Origin of the sequence: Carnobacterium sp. 1290_CSPC, assembly GCF_001053265.1 — a bacterium.
GTDB classification, from domain to species: Bacteria; Bacillota; Bacilli; order Lactobacillales; family Aerococcaceae; genus Aerococcus; species Aerococcus urinaeequi.
This window is the reverse complement of the sequence record NZ_JVVG01000027.1, coordinates 58,447-64,562: the sequence shown is the minus strand read 5'-3', so window position 1 is coordinate 64,562 and position 6,116 is coordinate 58,447. Positions and strand designations below refer to the sequence as shown.

At 42.5% G+C, this 6,116-nt stretch carries 3 protein-coding genes and 1 pseudogene; all 4 read right to left on the bottom strand.

What is annotated here, in order from left to right:
• Nucleotides 1-146: 146 nt before the first annotated feature.
• Nucleotides 147-2,618 (bottom strand): annotated as a pseudogene (locus tag AC973_RS02755) (heavy metal translocating P-type ATPase).
• A gap of 21 nt (nt 2,619-2,639) precedes the next feature.
• Nucleotides 2,640-2,852, bottom strand: a complete 213-nt coding sequence (locus tag AC973_RS02750) for a heavy-metal-associated domain-containing protein (RefSeq protein WP_048726966.1) — start codon at nt 2,850-2,852, stop codon at nt 2,640-2,642.
• A gap of 511 nt (nt 2,853-3,363) precedes the next feature.
• Nucleotides 3,364-4,656, bottom strand: coding sequence for an adenylosuccinate synthase (locus tag AC973_RS02745; protein ID WP_048726963.1), 1,293 nt, complete (start codon nt 4,654-4,656; stop codon nt 3,364-3,366).
• 18 nt (nt 4,657-4,674) lie between these two features.
• Entirely contained in the window at nt 4,675-6,066 is a 1,392-nt protein-coding gene (dnaB, locus tag AC973_RS02740; RefSeq protein WP_026465551.1) for a replicative DNA helicase, read from the bottom strand.
• Nucleotides 6,067-6,116 lie beyond the last annotated feature (50 nt).

The following is a 6,116-nucleotide window of genomic DNA, read 5'->3' as shown; positions in this document are numbered from 1 at the left end:
GGAAAACTATGGATCTTTTTTATTTTATTATTGTTGTTGCACTTAAATTGTAAATTCGTCATAATAAAAAGACCAAGGTTCATCCTAAGATATCCCCCTGGCCCCAAAAAATAGGGTGGTTATAATTTATCTATTATAATCGTCACTTAAGCTTTAGCTTTAAAGCCCTTCAATCTCAGCGCATTCAGTAATACTGAAACAGACGATAAACTCATGGCTGCACCAGCAAACATAGGACTTAATAATGGGCCACCAAATAGGTAGAGGATACCCATGGCAACTGGGATCCCAACCGTGTTATAGGCGAAAGCCCAAAATAGGTTTTGCTTAATATTGGTAATGGTTGCCCGACTCAATTCAACCGCTGTTGGCACGTCCATTAAGTCGCTACGCATCAAGACAATATCCGCTGATTCAATGGCTACATCAGTCCCTGAACCAATGGCAATTCCGATATTGGCTTGGGCAAGCGCTGGCGCATCATTGATCCCGTCACCAACCATGGCCACGTGTAAGCCTTCATCTTGTAATTTCTTCACTTCATTGGCCTTGTCTTCCGGCAAGACCTCACTAAAGACCCGGTCGATGCCCACTTGCTTGGCAATCGCCTCAGCAGTCCCCTTGTTGTCACCCGTGATCATGGCCACTTCAATGCCCATTCGGTGTAATTTTTGGATAGCTGCTACAGAGTTTTCTTTGACCGTATCAGCTACTGCAATAATCCCTAATAATTGGCCGTCAACCCCAACAAACATGGGCGTTTTACCCTCAGTAGCCAATTGGTCAGCCTCAGCTATTGCATCCGATAAATCTATATTGTGATTAGCCATTAATTTACTATTGCCTAGCAAAACGATTTGGTCATTCAAGCTAACTTGTAAGCCATGTCCAGGAATCGCTTGGAAATCTTGGCTGGCCGTTAAAGTCAACTTGCGGTCCTTGGCTTCAGCTACAATCGCTTCACCTAGTGGGTGTTCTGACCCCACTTCTGCAGACGCTGCAACTTGCAAGATATCATCCGCATCCGCGCCATTGAAAGCTTTAATATCTGTCACCACCGGTTTGCCTTCGGTAATGGTACCTGTTTTGTCAAAAACAATAGTTTGAACTTTATGGGTTTCCTCTAAGGCATCGCCACTCTTAATCAAGACGCCATTCTCAGCACCCTTACCAGTCCCCACCATAATCGCTGTTGGCGTCGCCAAACCTAAGGCACATGGACAAGCAATCACTAGAACGGAAATGGTAATTGACAAGGCAAATATCCATGATTCTTGCCCTAGGAAATACCAGGCAAGTCCAGAAATCGCTGCTAAGCCCATCACAATGGGGACGAAAATACCGGATACCTTGTCCGCTAACTTGGCTATTGGCGCTTTAGACCCTTGTGCTTCTTCAACAAGTTGGATAATTTGCGCAAGGGTTGTGTCCTTGCCGACCTTTGTGGCCTTGAATTGGAATGACCCGTTCTTGTTGATAGACGCGCCAACAACCTGGTCGCCTACCCTTTTTTCAATTGGGATACTCTCCCCAGTAATCATGGCTTCGTCAACCGCTGAGCTGCCCTCAACGATCTCGCCATCAACTGGAATTTTCTCGCCAGGGCGAACGACCAAAATATCGCCCGCCACCACCTGGTCAATCGCCACTTCAACCTCTTGACCGTCGCGCATTACTCGAGCCGTTTTCGGTGCCAAGCCCATCAATTTTTTAATGGCTTCAGACGTCTTGCCTTTAGACACAACCTCCAAATATTTCCCTAAAGTAATTAATGTCAAAATAACCGCCGCTGACTCAAAGTATAAGTCAGGATGACCGTGGCCTACATGCAGCTGGCCAGATACCAATAGACCTGTCATCACAATCCCTTGAACAAGCGCTGCCCCTGTCCCAATAGCAATCAAAGAGTCCATATTGGGATGTCCTTTAAAGAGGGCTTTAAAACCCACTTTGTAGAAGTCGCGTCCCAAATAGACAACTGGTAAGGTCAGCAACAACTGGATGACCGCAAAATTCATGGCATTGGTCATTGGATTCAAGAATTCAGGTAAGGGTAAACCGCCAAAAGGTAGCATGGGACCCATGGCTATATAAAGTAAAGGCACAGTATAAATAGTAGACCACAAAAAGCGGCGCCATAAAGCTTGGATATGGGCACTTTGACGATCAGCTTGACTAGGCCCTTCCTGTTCACTGGTTTCTAATTTGGCTTGGTAGCCCGTATCTTCAACTGTACGGACAATATCAGAAACATTTAAGGCCGCCTCATCAAAGGTCACTGTCATTTTTTCAGTGGCTAAATTCACATTCACCGATGAAACAGCGGCTAATTTACCTACCGATTTCTCAATCGCTTGGGCACAAGACGCGCAGGTCATCCCTTCAATTTCAAAGCTAGTCGCCGATAAATTCTTCACCGCCTTATAACCTGCATTCTCAACTGCCTAAGTGATATCAGCCTCTGAAACTTGTTTGTTATCATAAGTAACCGTTAACTTTTCAGTTGCCAAGTTCACATTCGCAGCATCCATGCCCGTTAACTTGGCGACCGATTTCTCGACCGCTTGCGCACAGGATGCGCAGGTCATTCCTTCAATTGTATAAGTATCTTTCATTATACATTCTCCTTTAGACGAAAATTATTGCGGGTTGGCTGTATAGCCCGCTTCCGCAACAGCAGCCACAATGGCCGCACTATCTACTACTTGATCATCAAATCGGACCGTTAAAACTTTACTTTCAACCGGTACATCCGCTGCTTCAACGCCATTTAAGGCAGTTACTTCCTTTTCAATACGCGCCTTGCAGTGGGCACACGACATATCTGGGATTAAGTAAGTTTTCGTATTCATATTAAATCGCTCCTTATTTATGTATGTGTTTTTATATTGTTTACATTTGTAATCTTAATAAACTTAATATACCTTGACTGATTACACTTGTCAACGATAAAGTCGCCATTTTTTTCAATTTCCTAAAAAATGAAGGCTAAATAGCTCATATGATGAATTCTTCCTCATCAATAACTGGATTCACTCTCATTGTCCATAATAGGATTATTCACTAGAATTTGTTCCCTATCCGTTACACACGACAAGGAATACCTATCCGGTTAAAACATAGTTCTATTTCCTTTGCAATTAGACCTGAATGACCAAGTCCATAAATACAGATAGCTTTATATTCAGTAATGTCCTGACTAATCTGGTTTAAACTACCGTCTTGTGTTAATTCAGAGGCCTTTTTTAATAGCGTACTATAGTCCGTTAACACACTAGAAATCCCAATATTCATTTCTTGAACCAAAAAAAAGCAGGACTATCAAAGCCCCGCTTATGAACATCTTATAAATCTTGTATCTAATTAGCTATTCCAAATATCTTCTAAAATGTTTGTTTGCGTACGATCTGGACCCACAGAGAATGTTGCGATGTTCACGCCAACTAATTCCGATACACGTTCAACGTATTGGCGTGCATTTGCTGGTAATTCTTCTAAAGTCTTACAAGCAGTAATATCTTCAGACCAACCTGGTAACTCTTCATAAACTGGTGTACATTCAGCTAATTGTTGCAGACTAGCTGGATAATGTTCAATACGTGTACCACCTGCTGTTTCATAGGCTACGCAAATTTTTACTGTTTCTAATCCTGACAATACATCAATTGAATTCAATGATAAATCAGTTAATCCAGAAATACGTTTAGAATGACGCATTACAACAGAGTCGAACCAACCCACACGACGCGGACGGCCAGTAGTTGTACCAAATTCACGACCAACTTCTCTAATTTGATCTCCTACTGCATCAAACAATTCAGTTGGGAAGGCACCTTCACCAACACGAGAAGTATATGCTTTAGCAACCCCTACTACTTTATTAAAGCGGGTTGGACCTACACCAGTACCTACTGTTGCACCTCCAGAAACTGGGTTAGATGAAGTCACGTAAGGATATGTTCCTTGATCAATATCCAACATGTTTCCTTGAGCACCTTCAAATAAGACATTTTCGCCACGGTCTAAGAAGTCATTAATAATCACTGAAGTGTCCGCAACATAGCCTTTGATTTCTTGGCCATAAGCGTAGTATTCTTCATAAACTTCTTCAAAGTTCAAGGCTTGACCACCATAGATTTTCGTAATGATTTGGTTATTGAATTCTAGATTCGCCTTTAGCTTAGCAGCGAAAGTATCTTTTTCCAATAAGTCACACACACGAATACCGCTACGGCTAGCTTTGTCAGTATAAGCTGGGCCAATACCTTTAATTGTTGTACCAATTTTGTCGTCGCCCTTAGCTTCTTCTTGAAGACGGTCCAACTCAATATGATAAGGTAAAATCACATGGGCACGGTCTGAAATACGCAAGCCGCTCACATCAATGCCATGGTCCTTTAGGTAGTTCAATTCTTTAATCAATGCTTTCGGATTTACAACAACGCCGTTTCCGATGACAGATAACTTCTCAGATGAAAAGATACCTGATGGAATTAAGTGTAATGCGTACTTTGTGCCGTCAAATTGAATCGTGTGACCTGCGTTGTCCCCACCTTGGTAACGTACGATCACAGATGCATCTTTCGCTAGAAAATCGGTAATTTTACCTTTACCTTCGTCTCCCCACTGTGTACCTACTACGACAATCCCTGACATAAATGATTTTCCTCTCTGTTATGCAAACATTTCATCATCAGTTCTAAAGCTCACTGATGAAAATTTGTTAAATTCTTTTGTAAAAATAAGTTTTACTGTTCCACGCGCACCGGACCGGTTTTTCTCGATAATAACCTCTACGATATTATCTTCCAATCTCGGTTCGCCACCACCATCATCTTCTTCGCCCTCGCCACGTTCGTAATAATCATCACGATATAGGAAGGCAACGATATCCGCATCCTGCTCGATTGATCCCGACTCACGAATGTCAGAAAGAACGGGACGTTTATCCTGTCGCTGTTCCACACCACGTGATAGCTGAGATAAGGCGATTACAGGCACGTGTAATTCTTTGGCGATTTTCTTTAATTGTCGCGAAATATCAGACACTTCTTGTTGTCTGTTTTCATTTCGTTTACCAGACCCCTCAATTAATTGAAGGTAGTCTATCACAATTAAGTCCAGCCGCCCACGCTCTTTAAGTAGGCGTCTACTCTTAGAACGAATTTCGGTTACCCTGATACCTGGTGTATCATCGATATAAATATCCGCTTCCGATAGCGCCCCTGAAGCAACGATCAAATCTGACCATTCATCTTCAGTTAACTGTCCAGTCCTTAAATGACCAGCATTTATACTACCTTCTGCACAAATCATACGATTTACCAGAGATCCAGCCCCCATCTCCAAAGAAAAGACCGCGACAACACCATCTTGCTTAGTCGCCACATTCTGTGCGATATTCAAAGCAAAGGCTGTCTTACCAACGGCTGGACGTGCTGCCAGAATAATCAACTCTTCTGGTTGCAGCCCGGCTGTCATCGCATCTAGATCAGGATAACCAGTTGGAATCCCTGTTACGTCCTGACCATTTTTAGATAAATCATCTAAATTTTGCATAGACTCGAACACGACATCTCGAATATGGATAAACCCATTTCGATTTCGGTTCTCTGCTACATTTAAAATAGACTTCTCAGCCTCATCTAAAATGACAGATACTGACTCTTCTTGCTCAAAACTCTCGCGGGCAATCTTATTAGAAGCTTGAATCAGCTTTCTCAATAAAGATTTCTCTTCAACTATGCGGGCATAGTATTCCGCATTCGCTGCAGTCGGCGTATCATTTGCCAATTGGAAAATGTACTCATATCCGCCAACATTTTCAAGCATATGCATGTTATTTAATTTTTGTTGAACCGTTAACGCATCAATTGCCTCATCATCCCGGTTCAGTTCTTCCATCGCTTCAAAAATAAGTTGGTTTGCACGACTATAAAAATCATCGGCAGAAACATACTCCAGCACTGAAATGAACACATCGGAATCAAGTAAGATGGCACCGAGCACAGCTTGCTCAGCCTCTATACTTTGAGGCGGTGTTGTATGATCTAAATTCTCCGCCAAGTCAGCACCTCCATCACCTAACTATTATACTAAAAAACATAAGCACATTG